This is a genomic window from Mycobacterium sp. 852014-52144_SCH5372336, from assembly GCF_001665615.1.
Lineage (GTDB): Bacteria > Actinomycetota > Actinomycetes > Mycobacteriales > Mycobacteriaceae > Mycobacterium > Mycobacterium neumannii_A.
Map to the genome: position 1 here is coordinate 14,817 of NZ_LZSW01000042.1, position 18,095 is coordinate 32,911.

Genomic DNA, 18,095 nt, shown 5'->3' on the forward strand with positions numbered 1-18,095 from the left:
CCGAGGAGCCGAAAATTGGTGACATCGGGGGTGTTCAACCGCTGGTACGCTAGCTCGCGGCGACCAGACCTGCGTGCTCGGTGCCGGCCGTGTGAAGGGGTCCGCGGCAAAAGACTCGAGGTCCGTGCGCAAACCCGCGGTGCCGACAGAAGGTGCCAACGCACGACGACGGGAAGGGGTGAACGGCGATGTCCGACGATGTGCGTGTCTCCACCGCTCACCTCGGCGATCTGGCCGCTCGGCACGACCGCACGGCCGCGGACACCCGCGCGATGAGCCGCTCCGGCGACGACATCCAGGCAGCGGTCGAGAACACCCACGGCACCATCGCGGCGCCGACCGCCGATGCGCTGGATGCCGTGCTCACGTCGCGAGACCACGCCGGCGTCGCCGCCGCGGAATCGTCGGTCGCCCTCTCCGACGAACTGACCGACGCCGCCGCGCTCTATGGCAGCACCGATGAGGCGGCGGCCTCGGCATTGACTGCCCAGATGCAGACGGATCAGCCGTGAGCACGGACGCCACGCACATCGACGACGTCGTGGGCGTCGAGGTCACCATCGACGGCATGCTGGTCATCGCCGACCGGCTCGGCCTGATGGAATTCCCCACCGCCTTGGGCATCCGGCTGAACATCCCCCAGCCGGAACTGCGCGACCGCGTGTGGGATCAGGTCGCTCGCGATCTGACCGCACAGGGCGTGCTCGACGTCTTCGGCCACCCGCACCCCGAGGTGGCGGCGATGGTCGACACGTTGAGCCGGGCGGACCGCACGTTGGAAGCACGCTGGTGGCGGCGCGACGTCGGCGGCAAGCTGATCCGCTTCGTGGTCTGCCGCAAAGGTGACCGCCATGTCGTCGCGGCCCGTGACGGCGACATGCTCGTGTTGCAGCGGGTGGCTCCCCAGGTCGGTTTGGCGGCCATGGTCATGACGGTGCTGGGCACCGCGACGCCGGCCGACGTCGAACCGCTGACGGGTGTGGCGAGCAAACTCGCCGCATGCCGTGACGCAAACCAGATCGCGGCCTACGGAATCGGCCCGTCGTCGGCGCGCGCCTACGCCGACATCATCGCCGACCCGGAGAGTTGGGCGGAGATCACCGCGATCGAGCGGCATCCGGGCGGAACGTTCACCCAAGCCGACGTCGCCGCGGGCGTGCTGGACTCGAAGTACGGACGGATCGTGTCGATTCCCCGGCGGGTGAGCGGTGAACTGTATGGCAGTTTCCTGCCCGGCAGCACCGAGAACCTGCAGCGTGCGCTGGACGGCTTGATCGAATTCCTGCCGTCCAGAACGTGGTTCGAGCACGCCACGCTCGACCCAGCAGAGGCCGCGCATGGTGGATGAGCGGTCCCAACACGATGCCGACGACGAGCGCGACGACATGGCCGCGCTCGATTTCCGCCCACCCGAGGTCTCCGACGACTCCGTGCTCGACGCCCTGGATGGCTACGGCCCGGGCGCAACCGGCGCCACCGAACCGCCGCTCCCCGTCGCCACTGTGACCAATCCGCCCGGCACCGTCTCCGTCAGCGCCTTGTCCGACGGCCGGATCAGTCGAATCAAGCTATCTCCCAGAGCAAGTGGGCTCACAGAGGCCAAGCTGGCCGAAGAGGTCCTCGTCGTCGCCGGGCTCGCCAGCCAAGACGCGAAGTCGACGCAATACGTCAGCATGCTCGAGGGCATGCGCCAACAGGGCCACGACGACGCGGCAACCCGCGACTTCCTCACCCGCGATCTCGGCCTTCCCAGCCCGGAACAAGCCCGCGCCGAGCGCACCCGCGTGTTCAGGACAAGATATGCCGGTGACCATGACTGAGCATCTCGCCAGCCTGTTCGGAAGCGCGGTCGGCATGCTGGCCAGCACACCCGCCCGCTCATTCGAGATCTTCACGGAGATCACCACTTTCGACGAATCAGCCTGCGACGCATGGGTGGGCCGCATCCGTTGCGGTGACACCGACAGGGTCACGCTGTTCCGCGCCTGGTACTCCCGCGCCAACTTCGGTCAGCTCGCCGGTTCGGCCGAGATCTCGATGAACAGCCTCAACGCTCGGGTGCCGATCGGCGGGGGGTTCGGCGACATCACCTACCCGGTGAATTCGCCGCTGGCCATCACTATGGGTTTCGCCGCCAACGAGGCGTCGATCGGCAACTACGCCGACGCGATGGAGGCTCTCGACGACGCCCCGGCCGCCGGGGCCGAGCACCTGGTGGCCTGGATCAAGGCCGTGATCTACGCCGCCGCCGAGCGCTGGACCGATGTGATCGACCAGGTCCGCGGCGCCGCCGCGTGGCCCGACAAGTTCCTCGCCGCGGCCGCAGGTGTGGCGCACGGCGTCGCGGCGGCCAACCTCGGGCTGTTCACCGAGGCCGAACGACGGCTCACCGAGTCCAACTCCTCACCCGCCGGGGAGGCGTGCGCCCCGGCCATCGCGTGGTTCCTGGCGATGACGCGCCGCAGCCAGGGCAACGAAGAGTCGGCGGTCGCACTGCTGGAATGGTTGCAGGCCACCCATCCCGCCCCGAAAGTCGTTGAAGCACTCCGCGACCCGTCATACCGGCTCACGACCACGACCGCGGAGCAGATCGCGGCGCGCAAGGATCCGTGGGACCCGAACAGCGTCGAGGCCGACACCTCCGGTCGCGAGCGGCTCCTCGCCGAGGCGCAGGCCGAACTCGACCGACAGATCGGGCTGACGCGGGTGAAGGAGCAGATCGAGGCCTACCGTGCCGCGACGCAGATGGCGAAGATCCGCGCGGCGCGCGGGATGAAGGTCGCACAGACGTCCAAGCACATGATCTTCGCCGGTCCGCCCGGGACGGGCAAGACGACGATCGCCCGTGTCGTCGCCAATATCCTGGCGGGCCTCGGCGTCATCACCGAGCCGAAGCTTGTCGAGTCCTCTCGCAAGGACTTCGTCGCCGAGTACGAGGGGCAGTCGGCGGTCAAGACCAGCCGCACGATCGACCGCGCCCTCGGCGGTGTGCTGTTCATCGACGAGGCCTACACACTGGTGCAGGAACGCGATGGCCGCGCCGACCCGTTCGGCACCGAGGCACTGGACACGCTGCTCGCCCGGATGGAGAACGACCGGGACAGGCTGGTGGTGATCATCGCCGGCTACAGCGCCGACATCGACCGCCTGCTGGAATCGAACGACGGCCTGCGGTCGCGGTTCGCCACCCGCATCGAGTTCGACTCCTACACCCCCGGCGAGATCGTCGAGATCGCCGAAGTGATTGCGCAGGCCAATGACTCGTCGCTGGACGAGCAGGCCGCCAAGCAGGTGCTCGAGGCCGCCACCCTGTTGAGCAGCCGTACGCTCAACGGCAAACCCGCGCTCGACATCGCAGGCAACGGCCGCTATGCCCGCCAACTGGTCGAGGCGGGCGAACAGAACCGTGACATGCGGCTGGCCCGTTCACTCGACATCGACAGCCTTGGCGACGAACAGCTCAGCGAGATCAACGGTGAGGACATGGCCGCCGCGATCGGCGCGGTCCACGCACGTCTGAGCATCGGTGATTAGCCATGGGATTCCGGCTCACCACCAAGGTGCAGGTCAGCGGTTGGCGCTTCCTGCTGCGACGCGTCGAGCACGCGATCGTGCGCCGCGACACCCGGATGTTCGACGACCCACTGCAGTTCTACAGCCGCGCCGTCTCCGCGGGCGTGATCATCGCGGTGGCGGTATGCCTGGGTGCCGCGCTGCTGGCCTACTTCAAGCCGCTCGGAAAGCGCGGCGATGACACGCTTCTCGTCGATCGCAACACCAATCAGCTCTATGTGGTACTGCCCGGCAGCGGTCAGCTGCGGCCGGTGTACAACCTGACCTCGGCGCGGCTCGTGCTCGGTAACGCCGGGACACCGGTGGCGGTCAAGTCCGACGAGTTGAACCGCATGCCGAAGGGTCAGTCGATCGGAATCCCCGGGGCGCCTTACGCGACGCCGGTCGGCGGCGCGAACTCGATGTGGACGCTGTGTGACACCGTCACCAAGCCCGAAAGCGTGGCGCCGAACCTGGAATCGTCGATCATCGTCCGGCCCCTGGTCACCGACGCCTCGGTCGCGCCGATGCGCCCCGATCAGGGCATGTTGGTCTCCTACGAGAACGACATCTGGCTGGTGACCGAAAGCGGCAGGCACGACATCGATCTCGCCGATCGCGCGGTGACCTCGGCGGTCGGAGTCCCGGTGACAGCGCGGGCGACGCCGATTTCGCAGGGGTTGTTCAACGCGCTTCCCAACACGGGCCCCTGGCGTCTTCCCGACATCCCGGCCTTGGGGGCTCCCAATTCGGTTGGGCTGCCGCCCAATCTCGTAATCGGCTCGGTGTTCAAGGCGCTGACCGAGGACGGCGAACAGCATTTCGTGGTACTGCCCGACGGTGTCGCGAGGATCAACGACACCACCGCCGCCGCGCTGCGCGCGACCAACTCGTTCGGGCTCGTCACCCCGCCGTCGGTGGAGGCCAGCGTGGTCGCGCGTATCCCCGAACATGTCTTCGCCTCACCGCTGCCCGACAAGCCGTTGGAGATCCTGCCGCGCGAGGACACCCCGACGTTGTGCTGGGCGTGGCAGCGCGAGCCGGGGGATCAGGCGCCGAAGACGACGGTGATCGCGGGGCGGCACCTGCCGATCGCACCGTCGGCGATGGGCACCGGCATCGAACAGATCGGGGGTGAGGCAACGGTTTACATCGACGGCGGACAGTACATCCAGTTGCAGTCGCCCGATCCGCGGTACGGCGAGAGCCTCTACTACATCGATCCGCAGGGCGTCCGGTACGGGCTGCCCAACGCCGACACCGGCAAGACACTCGGGCTCAACGGTCCGACGACCGCGCCGTGGCAGGTGGTCGGACTTCTGATGGACGGCCCGGTGCTGTCGAAAGAGGCGGCGCTCATCGAACACGACACCCTGCCACCGGATCCCAACCCGCGCAGGGTCGGTGGGGACTCTGTCGCCGAGCCGGCCGCAGCGCAGACCGGAGGCGGCCGATGACGACCAAGAAGTTCACCCCGATCATCAAGCGCGGCCCGAGGCTGACGCCGGGCGAGATCAACGTCGCACCGCCGGAAGACCTGGGCGTCGAGATCCCGCCGTCGGGCATCCAGAAGGCGCTGCCGTGGGTGATGGGTGGCGGCATGCTCGGGATGATCGCGATCATGATCTTCACCGGCATCCGGCAACTGTCGCCGTACATGCTGATGATGCCGCTGATGATGGTCATGGCGACCGTCGGCTTCATGGCCGGTGGCGGTCCCGGCGGCAAACGTGTCCCCGAAATCAACGCCGACCGTAAGGAATATCTCCGCTACCTGGCCGGGCTCCGCACCCGTGTCACGTCCTCGGCGGCGGCTCAGGTGACGTTCTTCAACTACCACGCGCCACACCCGCAGGACCTGCTGTCGATCATCGGCACCAACCGCCAGTGGTCCCGGCAGAGCAACGCCGATTTCTACGCCGCGACCCGGATCGGGTTGGGCACCGAACCCGCGGTCGACCGGCTGTTGAAGCCGGCGGTCGGCGGGGAGCTGGCCGGTCCGCAGGGCGCGCCGCAACCGCACCTGGAACCGGTGAGCCACATGTGGGTGACGAAGTTCCTGCGCACCCACGGGCTCATCCACGACTGCCCGAAACTCCTGCAGCTGCGCTCCTTTCCGACCATCGCGATCGGCGGTGACCCGGACGGTGCTGCGGGGCTGCTCACCGCCATGGTCTGTCACCTCGCGGTGTTCCATCCGCCGGACCTGCTGCAGATGCGGGTGCTCATCGAGAACCCGGAGGACCCGAACTGGGCCTGGCTCAAGTGGTTACCGCACGTACAGCATCAGACCGACACGGACGCGGCGGGGCCCACCCGGATGATCTTCACCCGTCCCGACGGCCTGAGCGACCTGACCGCGCGCGGCCCGCACACCGCGGATGCGGCGCCCAGCGGACCATACGTCGTCGTCTTCGACCTGACCGGCGGGAAGGCCGGATTCCCGGTCGACGGCCGGGCTGGGGTCACGGTCATCACGCTCGGCAACCACCGCGGCTCGGCCTACCGGATCCGGGTGGCGGACGACGGCACCGCCGACGATCGGCTGCCCAACCAGACCTTCCGGCTGATCACGTCGACGGTCGATCGGATGACACCGGGGCAGGCCGCCCGCATCGCGCGCAAGCTGGCGGGTTGGTCGATCACCGGCACGATCATCGACAAGAGCGTGCGGGTGCACAAGAAGGTCGCCACCGAATGGCATCAACTGGTCGGGGCGCAATCGATAGAGGAGGTGACCCCGGCGCGGTGGCGCATGTTCAGCGACACCGACCGCGACCGGCTGCGTATCCCGTTCGGTCACGAACTCAAGACCGGCGACATCATGCACCTCGACATCAAGGAAGGCGCTGAGTTCGGTGCCGGTCCGCACGGAATGCTCATCGGGACAACGGGTTCGGGCAAGTCGGAGTTTCTCCGCACCCTGATCCTCTCGCTGGCGGCCACCCACCACCCCGACCAGGTCAACCTGCTGCTCACCGACTTCAAGGGTGGCTCGACATTCCTGGGCATGGAGAAGCTGCCCCACACCGCCGCCGTCGTCACCAACATGGAAGAGGAAGCCGAGCTGGTCAGCCGCATGGGCGAGGTGCTCAGCGGTGAACTGGACCGCAGGCAGTCCATCCTGCGGCAGGCCGGTATACAGGTCGGCGCGGCGGGCGCGCTGTCCGGCGTCGCCGAATACGAAAAGCATCGCGAACGCGGGGCCGACCTGCCGCCGCTGCCAACGCTTTTCGTCGTGGTCGACGAGTTCGCCGAACTCCTGCAGAACCACCCGGACTTCATCGCGTTGTTCGACCGGATCTGCCGGGTGGGCCGCTCGTTGCGGGTGCACCTGCTGCTGGCGACGCAGTCGCTGAACACCGGCGGGGTGCGCATCGACAAGCTCGAGCCGAACCTGACCTACCGGATCGCGTTGCGCACCACCAGTTCCGCCGAATCCAAGGCCGTGATCGGAACCCCTGAGGCGCAGTACATCACGAACAAGGAAAGCGGTGTCGGCTTCCTTCGCGTCGGCATGGAGGACCCGGTCAAGTTCCACAGCGTCTACACCGGTGTCAACTATGTGCCGACCGCCGCGCGGCAGGACAACGGGGAAGCACGACCCCAGACCAACGGTCAGACCCGGCTGCGAATCCGGCCGTTCACCGCGGCGCCGATTCCGGAGACGGCGGTGACGTCATGAGCATCGAACCGGACCAGCGGGTGCTCCGCGAGGTGGTCCTCGACCAGCTGACCACCGGAGAGACCCGCGCCTATCGGATGTGGTTGCCGCCGTTGGCCGATCCGACACCGGTCAACGAACTGATCGCCAACGACCGGCAGCGTCAGCCGCTGCGCTTCGGCCTCGGCATCATGGACGAACCGCGCCGGCACCGCCAGGAGGTGTGGGGCATCGACACGTCGTCGGCAGGCGGCAACATCGCCGTCGGCGGCGCACCACAGACCGGCAAGTCCACCTTCCTGCAGACGTTGATCCTCTCGGCGGCCGCTTCCCACACGCCCCGGCAGGTCCAGTTCTACTGTGTCGACCTCGGCGGCGGCGGCCTGCTGTACCTCGAGGACCTACCGCACGTCGGCGGTGTCGCCACGCGCTCGGAGCCGGACCGGGTCAACCGTGTCGTCGCCGAGATGAAAGGCGTTCTGCGGCAACGTGAGGCGATGTTCAAGCAGTACCGCGTCGGATCGATGGCCGCCTATCGCGAGATGCGCGATGACGCGAACCATCCGCTGGCCGCCGATCCGTTCGGCGACGTGTTCCTGGTCATCGACGGATGGCCGGCATTCGTCGCGGAGTTCGCTGACCTCGAGCCCGTCGTGCAGGATCTCGCCGGCCAGGGTCTGCAGTTCGGTGTGCACACGGTGATCTCGACGCCGCGCTGGACCGAGCTCAAGGCCCGCGTGCGTGACTACCTCGGCACGAAGGTCGAGTTCCGTTTGGGCGACGTCAATGAGACGCAGATCGACCGCATTACCCGCGAGATCCCGGCCAACCGGCCCGGCCGCGCGGTGTCGATGGAGAAGCACCACTTGATGATCGGAGTGCCGCGGCTCGACGGCGTGCACAGCGCCGACAACCTCGTCACCGCGATGTCCGATGCGGTCCAGGTGATCGCGGCGCGTCACACCGACCAGGCACCCAAGGTGCGCGTCCTGCCCGAACGCATCTACCTACACCACCTGGACCCCAACCCGCCCGGCCCGGACGCCGACTACCGCACCCGGTGGACGGTGCCGCTGGGTCTGCGCGAATCCGACATGGCTGTGGCCTACAACCACATGCACACCACACCGCACATGTTGATCTTCGGTGGGCCCAAGTCGGGCAAGACGCGAATCGCACACGCTGTCGCGCAAGCGATTTGCGCGCGCAACAGCCCGGACCAGGTGCGATTCATGCTGGCGGACTACCGGTCCGGCCTGCTGGACGCGGTTCCGGAGACACATCTTCTGGCAGCGGGCGCCATCAACCGCAATAACGCGAGCCTGGAAGAGGCGATCAAGGCGTTCGCCATCAACCTTCAGAGGCGGCTCCCGCCCGCGGACCTCACCACGGCCCAGCTGCGCGCCCGGTCCTGGTGGAGCGGGCCGGATGTGGTGCTGCTCGTCGACGACTGGCACATGATCGTGGCCGCCAGTGGTGTGGTGCCGCCGATGGCTCCGCTGTTTCCGCTGCTGCCCGCGGCCGCCGACATCGGCCTGCACATCATCGTCACCTGTCAGATGAGCCAGGCACACCGCGCCACCATGGACAAGTTCGTGGGCGCCGCGTACGGCGCCGGATCTCCGACGCTGTTTCTCTCGGGGGAGAAACAGGAGTTTCCCTCGAGTGAGGTCAGGCTCAAGCGTCGTCCCCCCGGCCAGGGATTTCTGGTCTCACCGGATGGCAAGGAAGTCATCCAGGCGGCGTATGTGGACCCCCCGGAAGAAGTTGTGTAATGAGCACCCCTGGGCCGCGGTTAAGATTGGTCGAGACACGCCAGCAAATTTTGTGGCAAGGCCTTGGCAAAGAGGTCGGGGAACGGTTCCTGGCTGGCGGACAGCGGCGTCCGAGCGTGCACAAGTTCATACGCATTGAATTCATGACCCACGAGGAGACGAACAGATGGAACCGTTGATGCACAATCCGGGTGCGGTCGGAGTCGGCGCCCAGGTCGTGGCTAACGGCACCCGGGGCCTCGCCGCGGGCACCACTGCCGGTGCGGCGGTCACCGCACTGGTTCCGGCCGGTGCCGATGAGGTGTCGGCGCAGGCGGCGGTCGCTTTCGCGGCCGAGGGCGTGGAAACGCTCGCGATGAACACTTTTGCCCAGCAGGAACTGGCCCGGATGGGCGCGGCCGTCATCGAAGGCGCCGGGATCTACACCGCCGTGGACGGCGCGAACGCCACGACGTTCTGAGCGCGGACCACCGCACACCCTCACTCGACGAACCAGGGAAGACCTAGACGATGTTCTGGCACGCCATGCCGCCAGAATTCAATACCGCCCGGCTGATGGCCGGCGCGGGCGCGGCGCCGATGCTGCAGGCCGCCGCGGGCTGGGAGGCGTTGGCGATCTCGCTGGAAACACAGGCAGACGAATTGGCCGCGAGCCTGGCGTCGCTGACAGCGGTGTGGAGTGGTACGGCCAGCGAGCGGGTCGTGGCCGCGACGATGCCTATGGTGGCGTGGCTGCGGACCGTGTCCGCGCAGGCCCAAAAGCGGGCGTTGCAGGCCACCGCGCAGGCGAACTCCTACAGCCTGGCGATGGCCACCACGCCGCCGCTGCCGGAGATCGAGCAGAACCACATCACCCACGCGGTGCTCGAAGCCACCAACTTCCTGGGCGTCAACACGGTGCCGATCGGGGTCAACGAGTTCGACTACTTCGTCCGCATGTGGAACCAAGCGGCCGGGGCGATGGACGTCTACCAGGCCGAGACCGCCGTGAACCTCCTGTTCGAACCGATCATGCCCCCCAAGCCGATCGTGATGCCCGGTGTGGCCGCCGGCGCGACGGCGGTCGCGGCTGGGTACGCTGCGGCGTCGGCGCCGATGACGGCCATGCGCAACGCCGTGATCGCGCAGGTGAGCACGCAGGCCTCGATGGAGTCGGCGGTGCTGCAGGGTGGACGCGCGACCGCCCAGATCGGCATGTCGGCCCAGCAGGCCGAGGGTCAGGTGCAGAAGGCCGAGAACCTCGCCCAGCGGGCGGCGAGCCCGAACCAGATGACCCAGCAGGGCATGCAGATGGGCATGCAGATGGCGTCGCAGTTGGGGTCGTCGCTGGCGCAGGTGCCGCAGCAGGGCATGCAGATGGTGATGCAGCCGGTGCAGCAGATGACCCAGCCGTTGCAACAGGTCACCTCGTTGTTCACCCAGCTCGGAAGCAGCTTGGGCAGCGAGAAGATGCAGGTGGGCCTGGTCGGGGCCAGCCCGCTGTCGAATCACCCGCTGGCAGGTGGCTCGGGGGCGACGTCCGGCGCGGGGCTCGTGCGAGCCGCGTCGTTGCCCGGTGCGGGCGGGACGATGGCCCGCACCCCGTTGATGGCCGACCTGATCGGTCAGCCCGCCGCGATGTCCGGCGGGCCGGGCGCGGCAGCCGGCGCAGGCGGTGCCGGGCTGGCACCGGTCGGCGCGGGAGGCGGTGCCGGACCGATGGGCCAGATGGGCCAGCGAGCGACCAGCGGGGGAAGCAAGCACGGATTGACGGCGCCGCGGGTCCTACCCCAGGACCTCGGCGAAGACGAGGACGACGACTGGTGATCGTCCACCACGACTTCCCGGTCACCCGACCGGAAAGACTCGCCAGCGATGGTGAGGACAGAGGAAGAGAGAAAGAGTATCCAGCATGGCAATGAATACCGACGTTGCTGTCCTCGCCAAGGAGGCAGCGAACTTCGAACGGATCGGTGGAGAGCTGCAGGCCGTCATCGGGCAGGTGGAGTCCACGGCAGGCGCCCTGTCCGCGCAGCTGATCGGCGAGGCCGGCTCGGCCGCACAAGCCGCCCTGATGCGTTTCCACGAAGCCGCCGTTCGTCAGGTCCAGGCGCTCAACGACATCTCGGCCAACATCCACTCCGCCGGCGCGCAGTACGCCGCGACGGATAGCGACCAGTCCGCGGCGCTGTCGACCGCGATGCAGTTCTGAACCCAACCCGACGAACGGAGAACACACCATGAGCGAAAAGGTTTACAACTACGCGGCGATCGACGGGTCGTCGGCCGAGATCAACACCGCCGTCGGCCGGACCGAGGGTCTGCTCGAGGAGGGCAAGGCCTCTCTCACCGCTCTCGCCGGAGTCTGGGGCGGCACCAGCTCGGAGGCCTACCAGGCCGTGCAGATGCGCTGGGACACCGCTTCGGCCGAGCTCAACGCCGCCCTCCGGCAACTCGCCGCCACCATTCAGGAGGCAGGCGGAAGCGGGGGGACCATGTTCCAGGCCGACAAGATGATCGAAAGCTCGTTCGGCGGATAGGAACTGCACGCGGGTGGGCAGGTTTCATCCTTCGGGGGGTCTTGCCCACCGCGTGTGTCCTCGCTTAGCGACTACATAGAGAGGTTCCCATGTCGGCAGACTATGACCGGCTTTTCCACTCCGCGGGAGACGCTGTCCAAACAGCCGACGACGACGCAGTGGATCGCGACACCACCAGTGCGGCCACGCGCCCGCCCGCACCCATGCCCAGTGGCCACGTCCCTGTCGAGATGACGGGGCCGACGGTGTCGGTCGGACAGACCAAACAGGCGCCGCCGCCGCAGCAGAACGAGATCACCACGCAGATGCCGGCCGCGCGGTCGACACCACCGCCGCCGCAACCGAATTCGATGATGCGCGTGCCGATGAGCGGCGCACCGGCCGGCGCACGGTTCGAGCAGCCACGCTCGGCGCCTGCACCGGCGCCGCGGCCTGCGCCCGCACCCGCGCCGAGCCAGCACTTCACCGAATCGGAGAAGAACGGCGCTCTCGCCAGTGCCCCGCCCGCGCAGACGTCCGCGGCCACCATCGGCAATCACCGCGCGATCGACGCGCTGTCGCATGTCGGGGTGAAGTCAGCGGTGAAGATGCCCTCGCAGCGGGGCTGGCGCCACGTGCTCTACATGCTGACGCGGATCAACCTGGGCCTGTCGCCCGACGAGCTCTACGAGATGGAACTGCACACCCGGATTCGCCGGAACGCCAGGGACTCCTACCAGATCGGTGTGTTCGGGCTCAAGGGCGGTGTCGGCAAGACCGCCGTGACCGTCGCGCTCGGTTCGGCGATGAGCAAGGTACGCGGCGACCGAATCCTGGCCGTCGACGCGGATCCCGACGGCGGCAACCTCGCCGACCGGGGCGGCCGCCAGTCCGCGGCCACCATCGCCGATCTGCTCGCCGACAAGGAACTGCAGCGCTACAACGACATTCGCGCCTACACGAGCATGAACGGCGCGAACCTCGAGGTGCTCTCGAGCGAGGAGTACAGCGGAGCCCGGCGTGAGTTCAACGACGAGGACTGGAAGGGCGTGACGAACATCGTGTCGCGCTACTACAACCTCGTGCTCGCCGACTGCGGAGCCGGACTGTTCCAGCCCGCCGCTCGCGGGGTGCTGTCGACCGTCTCGGGCCTGGTCATCGTGGCGAGCGCGTCGATCGACGGCGCCCGGCAGGCCGCGATGACCATGGACTGGTTGCGGCAGAACGGATATCAGGATCTGCTCAGCCGCTCGTGCGTGGTGATCAACCACATCGTGTCCGGCAAGCCGAACATCGACGTCGAAGATCTCGTCGCGCAGTTCGAGCGCCACGTACCGCCGGGGCGGGTCATCGTGCTGCCGTACGACAAGCACATCGCAGCGGGCACCGAGATCCAGCTGGATCTGCTCGGCAAGACGTTCCGGCGCCGGATCGTCGAGCTGGCCGCCGCCCTGTCCGACGACTTCGACAGGCTCGAACGCCGGTGACCTCAACCGCCGCAGCGACATCCGCCTCGAGCGTCACGCCCGGGCGGCCGTCGACCACCCGGGTCACCATCCTCACCGGACGGCGCATGACCGATCTGGTTTTGCCTGCGGCGGCGCCGATCGAAACCTACATCGACGAGACCGTCTCGGTGCTGGCCGAGCTTCTCGAGGACACACCCAAGGATGTGTTGGCGGGGTTCGACTTCAAGGCACAGGGCGTGTGGGCGTTCGCCAGGCCGGGTGCGCCGCCTCTGAGGTTCAGCGAGTCGCTTGACGAGGCGGGGGTCGTCGACGGATCACTGCTGACGTTGGTCTCGGTCAGCCGCACCGAGCGCTATCGACCGCTCGTCGAGGATGTCATCGACGCGATCGCCGTACTGGACGAGTCGCCGGAGTTCGACCGCTCGGCTCTGAACCGCTTTGTCGGAGTGGCGATTCCGCTGGTATCCGTGGTCGTCACGGTGATGGCGATGCTGGCGTGGTCGCGCGCCGGGCACGACTGGTGGTGGGCGGCCGCTCTCGGAGTGCTGGGGTTGGGTCTGCTCGGCGGTAGCGCGGTGGCCCACAACCGCTACCGGAACGTCGACCTGGCCGAGAGCCTGTTGACGGCGGCGCTGCCGACGCTCGCGGGTGCGGTGGCCCTGGCCGTCCCCCTTCCCCGGGGCGTCGACTCGCTGGGCGCACCGCAGATCGCGGGTGCCTCCGCGGTGGTGTTGTTGTTGACGTTGGCCACACGCGGCGGGCCCCGCCGCAGAGCGGAGTTGGCGTCGTTCCTCGCGATCGCGTCGATCGCGGTGACGGCTGCGGCGGTGGCCTTCGGCTACGGATGGCAGCAGTGGGTGCCCACGGGAGCGATCGCGTTCGGTCTGATCGTGGTCACCAATGCCGCCAAACTGACCGTCGCGGTCGCCCGCATCGCGTTGCCGCCGATCCCGGCCCCGGGGGAGACGGTGTCCAACGACGAACTGCTCGATCCCGTCGCGACATCGCACAGCGAGGAGGAGTCGCCGACCTGGCAGGCGATCATCGCCTCTGTTCCGGAGTCGGCGACGCGCCTGCACGAGCGCAGTCAGTTGGCCAGGCGGCTGTTGATCGGATTCGTCACGGCGGGCGCCCTCGTGCTGTCGGTCGGCGCGATCGCGGTCCTGACGCAGGGCCACTTCTTCGTGCACAGCATGATCGTCGCGGGCCTGACCGCGGTGATCTGTGGATTCCGGTCCCGGTTGTATGCCGAAAGATGGTGTGCCTGGGCGCTGTTGACGGCTACCGTTGCCATCCCGACGGGCGTGATGGTTCGGCTGTGCCTGTGGTATCCGGACAGGGCCTGGTCGGTCCTGGCGATCTACGCGCTCGCGGGCATCGTCGCATTGACCGCCGTCGGTGCCACGGCGAGCGTGCGCCGGATCTCACCGGTGACGAAGCGGATCCTCGAACTGCTCGACGGCGCCGCGATCGCCGCGATGATCCCGATGCTGCTGTGGATCGCCGGCGTCTACGACCTGCTGCGCAACTTGCGTTTCTAACTCCACTGCGTCGCGGGGCGTTCCTGTCGCACACCGTCGACGGCGACGTCGACGCGCTCGTCGAAGAAGCAGATGCGGTCGCGAACGCGTTCGCCGTCGGGCAGAGGATCGCGGTACGTCCACGCGACGTCGCGTGACCCGTGGGGCACCGAGAAGTACGACGCCCGTCCCTTGTATGCGCAGTAGGTGACGGTGTCGCTGTCGACGAGTTCGGCGACGACGTCTTCACGGGGCAGGTAGTACCGCACCGGCAGATGCGTCTCGAACAGCAGCAGCGGGCGCTTCGATTCCGCGAGCAGGTGGCCATCGGATTCGATGCGGACGTGGCGGCTGCTCGTGAGGATGTCGATGCGGTGATACGGATCGTGCGGGTGGCTGACGATCGGCTCGTCTTCTTCACGCCATTCGAACGCGCCGAAGTCGAGCACCAGGTAGTCGGCGAGGTCGGGGTCCTCGGGTTGGAAGGCCGCTGCGGGTGCCGTTTCCTCGCCGGCGATGACGTCGAACTCGGCACCGGGACACGAGTGGGTGCCGAACGGGACCGTGGGATCGAGCACCGCGCGGTCGACGCCGGGGCGATCCGCGTCGTCGTCGCCGGATTCGGCGCCCCCGGGCACCAACTGCCCGGCGAGGTCGGCGACCGGAACCGCGTACGTCGGCAGGATCCGGCGTGGTTCCCACACCAGCACGGCGTCGCAGGTGTCGACGAGCGGTTCACCGGCAAGGGCCACGCGGATCCGCTTCGGCGTCGGTTCGTACCGCAGGGCGTCGAGGTTTGCGCGCAGCAGGGCGGCCATCCGAACGGCCATCGGGCGCCCCTTGTCCGCTTATCCGCGAGTCATTTGCGAGGCGGGCGCAACACGTTCATCGCCAACCGCATAATCGGCGCGGGCACCCGGTCCTTGGCCGAAAGCGCGGCATCGGCGGCCCGACCGCGTAGCGGCGTACCGCGCCCGAACATGCGGTTGAACGGCCCACCGCTCGGTTCGAGGTCGAAGTGCAGCGGGGGCTTCCCGTCGGCGGCGCCGAGTGCATTGGCGATGACGACCCGCTGAATCTCGCTGGTGCCCTCGAAGATGGTGTACAGCTTGGCATCCCGGTACCACTTCTCGACGGGATGGTCGGTGATGTAGCCCCAGCCGCCCATTGTCTGGATGGCGCGTTCGGTGGCGCGGACCGCGACCTCGCTGGCCGCGAGCTTGGACATCGAGCCCTCGCCGCGTTCGAACGGGACACCGCTGGCGGCCATCCACGACGCGCGCCAGGTGAGCAGGCGGGCGCCGTCGAGCGTGGTCGCCAGTTCGGCGAGTGGGAACGCGATCCCCTGGTTGTCGATGATGGGGGCGCCGAACGCCTCTCGCCGGTTGGCGTACTCCGTGGCGTATTCGAGTGCGGCCCGGGCGATCCCGAGGGCCTGGGCGGCGACCATCGGCCGCGTCTGCTCGAAGGTGCCCAGCGTCGCCGAGCCGGAGTGCTTGGCGCCTTCGACGGCTTCGCGGGCTTTGGCCAGCTTGTAGTCGAGTTTCTCCTGGCCGCCGAGCAGGTTGTCGGCGGGGACGCGCACGCCGTTGAACTTCAGCTCCGCGGTGTGCGAGGCGCGGCAGCCGAGCTTGTCGAGCTTGCGGACCATCTCCAGACCCGGGGTGCCGCCGGGGACGATGAAGAGCGCTTGGCCCTTGTGTCCGAGTTCCTGGTCGACGACGGCGTTGACCACGTGCACGTTGGCGATGCCGCCGTTGCCGATCCACATCTTGTGGCCGTCGATGATCCAGTCGTCGCCGTCGCGCCGGGCGTGTGTCCGGAGGTTGCGGACGTCGCTGCCGCCCTCGGGCTCGGAGATCGCCAGTGCCGCCAGCTTCAGATCGCCTGGGGTGCCGAAGCATTCGGGTGCCCACTGGAGCATCTGTTCGGGCGAGGCAGCCTGGCCGATGGCCGACAGCGCGAGTGCGGGCATGACCACGGCAAGGCCGATGCCGGCGCAGCCCCAGAAGAGCTCCTCCATGAACATCGGTAGCGAAAGCCCCGTCGGGTCGCCGATGAGGTCGCGATAGAACAGGGGACTGTAGAAGCCGCGCGTGGCGGCTTCCTCGAGCACCGGCCAGGGGAACTCCTGGCGTTCGTCGTAGTCGAGCGCGACGGGCCGGACCACCTCTTCGGCGAATTCGTGGGTCCGTCGCGCCAGGTCGTGCTGCGCCTCGGTGGGCGTCAGGTCGAAGGCCACGACAGTGTGTTAGCCACGCCTGCGCATTCCGAAACACTTGTTCGCTGAAATGGACGGCCCCCGGATGCCAGGGGGTGCATCCGGGGGCCTGTCTCGCGGGGTAGCTACTTGACGTCTACATAGATCGTCTTGTTGATCACCCGGGTGTTGCGGTCACCGCCGACGCCCAGGCTGTCGGTCTGGGTGTAGGTCTGACCGGGGCGCACCGCCACCACGGACGCCTTGTCCAGCGGGACGTTACCGATGCGGTTCACGATCACGTGGTAGCCCTGAGATTCCAGCTCGTTGATGGTCTGCTGCGCGCTTCCGGGTCCGGATGGTGCGGCCTGGACGGGTGCGGCCAGTCCGATCAGAGCGGCGGCAAGGGCGCTAGCGGCGACGGTAGCGATACCAAACTTCTTCATTTTCGAGCCTTCTTCTTTTGTTCGTTTCGTATCCGAGCCGTGGCATGTGTCGCGGTTCGTAGCTGCAGCTGATCTTGGAAACCACGTGGTCAAAGGATTTAATTCCGATGGCAGAAATTGATTGCCGGATGGCAGGAATAGTGCTGCGGGGCAGCCGATTGCCCATGTTCGGACGGCCGAACCGGCCCACTGCCGGCGCGGTGAGCGGCGGGGCCGGCCGCACGCTCGCGGGCGCGGGTCGGTTCGCGTTCAGCTACCAGGTGTTCGAACGTATGATCGAACCATGGGCGAGCTGAAAGGCATCGGATACAACGGGCAGCCCGTTCAGCAAGCCTTCCGTCGTGTCGATCCGCCGATCACCGTGCTCGTCGATCTGGCCGCGGTCTTTCCGCGCGAGCCGCACGCCGTCGGCGGCTACAACCCGGCGGGTCTGCAGATGCACGCGGTCGTCGAAGGGCGGCTGACGTGCTGGGGCTTGTGCGAGCAGGGCTACTGGTGGGGGCTGGTGACCTACGAAATCGCCTACGGCGCGCGCCGGAAACCCGTCACGCACTGGATCCCCGCATGGACGCTCAAGCCCAAGGCGGACTGACCGCGCTCCCACGCATGGCTAAGAAGCCGCCTGGCCCAGCCGCCGCTGCGCCTCTCCTGGAGAAATACGCAAGCGCCTGGCCACATCCCGCGGAGTCGCGCTCCGGTCAAGGAGCAGGCGGCCGAACAGCCGCAGCTCGAGCGCCGCGACGCGACCGTCGAGCTTGTCGAGCTGTTCGACGAGCGCGTAAAGCTCGGTGCGCGTCAAACCGTCGAGCCGGACACTTGCAAGCTCTCGGTACAGCGCCTCCAGCGTGGTGAGCAGATCGGAAATTTTATTCGAACGCATGTACGAAAGCCTAGCTCCAGGGTGTGACACCCCGCGAGGAGTTATCCACAGGCAGGGGAATGTATCGGACTACAGTCCGGTTATTCCGTGC

18 protein-coding genes are annotated in these 18,095 nt (G+C 67.7%); 14 read left to right on the top strand and 4 right to left on the bottom strand.

Annotation, left to right across the window (positions count from 1 at the left end):
• The first annotated feature begins 188 nt into the window (after window positions 1-188).
• The 13 genes from A5759_RS08765 (at window position 189) to eccD (ending at window position 14,499) form a co-directional block, all read left to right on the top strand.
• Window positions 189-512: a type VII secretion target gene (locus A5759_RS08765; protein WP_068196323.1), complete on the top strand. Its 324-nt coding sequence runs from the start codon at window positions 189-191 to the stop codon at window positions 510-512.
• Window positions 513-568: 56 nt separating this feature from the next.
• Entirely contained in the window at window positions 569-1,348 is a 780-nt protein-coding gene (locus A5759_RS08770; RefSeq protein WP_197506008.1) for an ESX secretion-associated protein EspG, read from the top strand.
• The gene (locus A5759_RS08775; RefSeq protein ID WP_068196327.1) at window positions 1,338-1,820 is read left to right on the top strand and encodes a secretion protein EspD; all 483 of its coding nucleotides are present in this window, start codon (window positions 1,338-1,340) and stop codon (window positions 1,818-1,820) included. Before A5759_RS08770 ends, A5759_RS08775 begins: the two co-directional genes overlap by 11 nt.
• On the top strand, window positions 1,813-3,534 hold the full coding sequence (gene eccA / locus A5759_RS08780; RefSeq protein WP_068196638.1) for a type VII secretion AAA-ATPase EccA: 1,722 nt from the start codon (window positions 1,813-1,815) through the stop codon (window positions 3,532-3,534). The genes A5759_RS08775 and eccA overlap by 8 nt, the downstream gene beginning before the upstream one ends.
• 2 nt (window positions 3,535-3,536) lie before the next feature.
• Window positions 3,537-5,009 carry a type VII secretion protein EccB gene (gene eccB / locus A5759_RS08785; RefSeq protein WP_068196329.1) on the top strand — a complete coding sequence of 491 codons (1,473 nt, stop codon included), beginning with the start codon at window positions 3,537-3,539 and terminating at the stop codon, window positions 5,007-5,009.
• Window positions 5,006-7,237, top strand: coding sequence for a type VII secretion protein EccCa (gene eccCa, locus A5759_RS08790; RefSeq protein WP_068196331.1), 2,232 nt, complete (start codon window positions 5,006-5,008; stop codon window positions 7,235-7,237). The genes eccB and eccCa overlap by 4 nt, the downstream gene beginning before the upstream one ends.
• A complete protein-coding gene (gene eccCb, locus A5759_RS08795; protein WP_066846599.1) occupies window positions 7,234-8,991 on the top strand; it encodes a type VII secretion protein EccCb in 1,758 nt (585 codons plus the stop codon). Before eccCa ends, eccCb begins: the two co-directional genes overlap by 4 nt.
• Before the next feature lie 166 nt (window positions 8,992-9,157).
• Window positions 9,158-9,451 carry a PE family protein gene (locus A5759_RS08800; protein ID WP_068196332.1) on the top strand — a complete coding sequence of 98 codons (294 nt, stop codon included), beginning with the start codon at window positions 9,158-9,160 and terminating at the stop codon, window positions 9,449-9,451.
• Window positions 9,452-9,501: 50 nt separating this feature from the next.
• Complete coding sequence (locus A5759_RS08805) at window positions 9,502-10,797, top strand: PPE family protein (RefSeq protein WP_068196334.1); 1,296 nt, start codon at window positions 9,502-9,504, stop codon at window positions 10,795-10,797.
• Between the two features lie 85 nt (window positions 10,798-10,882).
• Window positions 10,883-11,182 (top strand): WXG100 family type VII secretion target, encoded by a 300-nt coding sequence (locus A5759_RS08810; RefSeq protein WP_064394652.1) that lies wholly within the window; start codon window positions 10,883-10,885, stop codon window positions 11,180-11,182.
• A gap of 28 nt (window positions 11,183-11,210) precedes the next feature.
• Complete coding sequence (locus A5759_RS08815; RefSeq protein WP_064394651.1) at window positions 11,211-11,510, top strand: WXG100 family type VII secretion target; 300 nt, start codon at window positions 11,211-11,213, stop codon at window positions 11,508-11,510.
• Window positions 11,511-11,599: 89 nt separating this feature from the next.
• The gene (locus tag A5759_RS08820; protein ID WP_068196338.1) at window positions 11,600-12,976 is read left to right on the top strand and encodes a MinD/ParA family protein; all 1,377 of its coding nucleotides are present in this window, start codon (window positions 11,600-11,602) and stop codon (window positions 12,974-12,976) included.
• Complete coding sequence (gene eccD / locus A5759_RS08825) at window positions 12,973-14,499, top strand: type VII secretion integral membrane protein EccD (protein WP_068196341.1); 1,527 nt, start codon at window positions 12,973-12,975, stop codon at window positions 14,497-14,499. Before A5759_RS08820 ends, eccD begins: the two co-directional genes overlap by 4 nt.
• On the opposite strand, the gene A5759_RS08830 is transcribed toward eccD, so the two are convergent.
• The 3 genes from A5759_RS08830 to A5759_RS08840 form a co-directional block, all read right to left on the bottom strand.
• Entirely contained in the window at window positions 14,496-15,308 is an 813-nt protein-coding gene (locus A5759_RS08830) for a DUF427 domain-containing protein (RefSeq protein WP_068196344.1), read from the bottom strand. The genes eccD and A5759_RS08830 overlap by 4 nt on opposite strands.
• Window positions 15,309-15,337: 29 nt before the next feature.
• A complete protein-coding gene (locus A5759_RS08835) occupies window positions 15,338-16,720 on the bottom strand; it encodes an acyl-CoA dehydrogenase family protein (protein ID WP_068196347.1) in 1,383 nt (460 codons plus the stop codon).
• A 104-nt stretch (window positions 16,721-16,824) separates the two neighbouring features.
• Window positions 16,825-17,124 carry a hypothetical protein gene (locus tag A5759_RS08840; protein ID WP_068196350.1) on the bottom strand — a complete coding sequence of 100 codons (300 nt, stop codon included), beginning with the start codon at window positions 17,122-17,124 and terminating at the stop codon, window positions 16,825-16,827.
• A 283-nt stretch (window positions 17,125-17,407) separates the two neighbouring features.
• On the opposite strand from A5759_RS08840, the gene A5759_RS08845 reads away from it, so the two are divergent.
• The gene (locus A5759_RS08845; RefSeq protein WP_068196354.1) at window positions 17,408-17,716 is read left to right on the top strand and encodes a hypothetical protein; all 309 of its coding nucleotides are present in this window, start codon (window positions 17,408-17,410) and stop codon (window positions 17,714-17,716) included.
• 18 nt (window positions 17,717-17,734) lie between these two features.
• Here A5759_RS08845 and A5759_RS08850 read toward each other — a convergent pair whose 3' ends face one another.
• Window positions 17,735-18,004: a hypothetical protein gene (locus tag A5759_RS08850; RefSeq protein ID WP_068196357.1), complete on the bottom strand. Its 270-nt coding sequence runs from the start codon at window positions 18,002-18,004 to the stop codon at window positions 17,735-17,737.
• Between the last annotated feature and the right edge of the window lie 91 nt (window positions 18,005-18,095).

Bases quoted from the DNA above. Each gene is read 5' to 3' on its own strand.
- A5759_RS08765 (WP_068196323.1), top strand. From the start codon at position 189: ATGTCCGACGATGTGCGTGTCTCCACCGCTCACCTCGGCGATCTGGCC.
- A5759_RS08770 (WP_197506008.1), top strand. From the start codon at position 569: ATGCTGGTCATCGCCGACCGGCTCGGCCTGATGGAATTCCCCACCGCC.
- A5759_RS08775 (WP_068196327.1), top strand. From the start codon at position 1,338: ATGGTGGATGAGCGGTCCCAACACGATGCCGACGACGAGCGCGACGAC.
- eccA (WP_068196638.1), top strand. From the start codon at position 1,813: ATGACTGAGCATCTCGCCAGCCTGTTCGGAAGCGCGGTCGGCATGCTG.
- eccB (WP_068196329.1), top strand. From the start codon at position 3,537: ATGGGATTCCGGCTCACCACCAAGGTGCAGGTCAGCGGTTGGCGCTTC.
- eccCa (WP_068196331.1), top strand. From the start codon at position 5,006: ATGACGACCAAGAAGTTCACCCCGATCATCAAGCGCGGCCCGAGGCTG.
- eccCb (WP_066846599.1), top strand. From the start codon at position 7,234: ATGAGCATCGAACCGGACCAGCGGGTGCTCCGCGAGGTGGTCCTCGAC.
- A5759_RS08800 (WP_068196332.1), top strand. From the start codon at position 9,158: ATGGAACCGTTGATGCACAATCCGGGTGCGGTCGGAGTCGGCGCCCAG.
- A5759_RS08805 (WP_068196334.1), top strand. From the start codon at position 9,502: ATGTTCTGGCACGCCATGCCGCCAGAATTCAATACCGCCCGGCTGATG.
- A5759_RS08810 (WP_064394652.1), top strand. From the start codon at position 10,883: ATGGCAATGAATACCGACGTTGCTGTCCTCGCCAAGGAGGCAGCGAAC.
- A5759_RS08815 (WP_064394651.1), top strand. From the start codon at position 11,211: ATGAGCGAAAAGGTTTACAACTACGCGGCGATCGACGGGTCGTCGGCC.
- A5759_RS08820 (WP_068196338.1), top strand. From the start codon at position 11,600: ATGTCGGCAGACTATGACCGGCTTTTCCACTCCGCGGGAGACGCTGTC.
- A5759_RS08830 (WP_068196344.1), bottom strand. From the start codon at position 15,308: ATGGCCGTTCGGATGGCCGCCCTGCTGCGCGCAAACCTCGACGCCCTG.
- A5759_RS08840 (WP_068196350.1), bottom strand. From the start codon at position 17,124: ATGAAGAAGTTTGGTATCGCTACCGTCGCCGCTAGCGCCCTTGCCGCC.
- A5759_RS08845 (WP_068196354.1), top strand. From the start codon at position 17,408: ATGGGCGAGCTGAAAGGCATCGGATACAACGGGCAGCCCGTTCAGCAA.
- A5759_RS08850 (WP_068196357.1), bottom strand. From the start codon at position 18,004: ATGCGTTCGAATAAAATTTCCGATCTGCTCACCACGCTGGAGGCGCTG.